This window comes from Actinomadura sp. 6K520, assembly GCF_004349245.1.
In the GTDB taxonomy this organism is placed as follows: domain Bacteria; phylum Actinomycetota; class Actinomycetes; order Streptosporangiales; family Streptosporangiaceae; genus Spirillospora.
Window position 1 is genome coordinate 1 of the sequence record NZ_SMLC01000369.1, and the last position, 2029, is coordinate 2029.

At 71.3% G+C, this 2029-nt stretch carries 1 protein-coding gene and 1 pseudogene; both read right to left on the bottom strand.

Annotated features, from left to right (window positions below; all coding sequences use genetic code 11):
- Positions 1-171: 171 nt before the first annotated feature.
- Positions 172-1404, bottom strand: a complete 1233-nt coding sequence (locus E1289_RS37365; protein WP_243713477.1) for a glycosyltransferase — start codon at positions 1402-1404, stop codon at positions 172-174.
- Between the two features lie 9 nt (positions 1405-1413).
- Positions 1414-2029, bottom strand: a pseudogene (locus E1289_RS38760) (hypothetical protein); the annotation flags it as partial.

A 2029-nucleotide genomic window follows, 5' to 3' on the forward strand; every position in this document is an offset into this window, starting at 1 on the left:
CCCCGCCCCGTCTCCCGCCCGGCGCACCAAACGGGCGATCATCCCCAACCCCGACGGCACGGGCTGGCGCTGGGGCGAAGTCGAAGACGACGCCCCCTAGGCCACCTGCAAGCGGTGACGGCGACCGCCTTCACAAGGTGCCGACCTAGCCCCCGACGTACTGGATGACGGTCAACGCAGGAGCGAGTCGATGATCTCCTGTGCCCGTCCGACCCCGTCCTCGTCCCGGATGCGCCGCCCCAGTTCATCCGCCCGGTCGGCCATCCCCTGATCCTGGACGGCGTTCCGGATCTTCGCCGCCAGCCGGGGCACCGTCACCGCACGGAACGGCAGCGGAGCCGGTCCCGCCCCCAGCGACGCGACCCGTTCCCCCCAATACGGCTGATCACCGAAGAACGGACACACAACGGTCGGCGCACCCGCCCGCAGTCCCGCCGCGGTCGTTCCCGCACCCCCGTGATGGACCACCGCGGCCATCCGCGGGAACAGCCACGAATGCGGGACGTCCCGGACGGCGAGCACGTCCTCATCCGAAGTGTCCGGATCACCCTGCACGATGCCGCGTACACCGGCGACCTTCAACGCCGTCCGCACCACCATCCCGGTCATCTCTGAATCTTTCGGGACCATGCTCCCGAAGCCGACGTACACCGGCGCCGGACCCGCCGTCAGGAATTCCGCAAGCTCCTTTGGAGGCTCCCAATGAGGTTCGTCAAGGAACCAGTAGCCGGTCAGGTGCACGTTGGGCGGCCAGTCCCGGGGCCGCGGAACCACGGCCGGGCTGAAGCACGCCAGCACCGGCCCCCCGTCCGGCCGCCTGCCGCGCACCGGCAGCCGCCGCAACCCCAGCGTCTCCTCCCGCCACGGGTTGATGAACGGCCGCGACAACTGCCACGCGATCTGGTCGACCGCCAGGAAACTCGCCCGGTTCGCCCACGGACCGAACATCCGCGCCCGCGGAACGAACGGATGCGGAAACGCGCCGGTCGGCTGGCTCGGCTGAAAGTGAATCAGCGCCCACGGAACACCGAGATGCTCGCCGATATGCCGGGGAAGAAAGCCGAGCGTCGGTCCCAAAATGAGATCGGCGCCCTTGCAGGCGTCCAAACATTCCGTCAGCAGCCGCTCGGCCATCGGCCCCAATATCCGCCGGAACCCGCCGAGGAACTTCACCGGATTACGCCCGCCCGCCAGCAGCTCCTGACCGGCATCCGATTCGAGGATCTCCGTCGGGTCGGCCGTCAGCGGAGCGAGTTCCAGCCCCGCGGCGACGGCCATCGGCGAGTACCGGGCACTCGCCACCAGCCGCACCTCGTCCCCCCGCCGCCGCAGCACCTGCCCCAGCGCCACACACGGCTGGATGTCCCCCCGCGACCCCGCCGCGAAGATCACGACTCTGCGCACGCCGTCCTCCTACCAGGCATCGCCACGCGGCTTGGGCCGCGGCTCGTCCACCGGCTTCTCCTCGGGGACATAGGGCTCGTACCACCCCTCCGGGAGTGCCGGCCGCTCCTCGGCCTCAGCCACCGAATCCCTCTCCACACCGCCCGAAGGCGTCTCGCCACCCGCACCCGGCCCCTGCGTGCGCCCCCCTGAAGAAGACGCCCTGAGCTCTCGCGGGCGCGGCTCGGCGTCGCTCGGTACCGTCCCGCCACCAGCGCCGACGTCCTGCTCGTCCTGCTCGTCCTGCTCGTCCTGCCCGGATGCCGCTGACGTCCCGTCCTTCGGCACCGCGGCCGCCTCGCCCGACGGCCGGGCATCGCTGCCGGCCTGCGCCACTCCGCCGCCTTCGACCTGCGGGGAAGCGCCGGCCCGCGTACCACCGTGCAGCATGGCCCCGCCTTCGCCCGCACGGTCCTCGTGGCCTGCCGTGTCGTCGTCCAGCAGGGGGATCGGGTGGCCGGTGGGCGCGGTTTCAGAGGTGTCGCGCGATGTGCCGCCACCGTCACCTGGGCGCTCTTCATGGCCGGCGGTTGCCGTGTTGTCGCCGGGGGGTGGAGGGAGTTCGGTTCGGGGGGCGTCCTTTGAC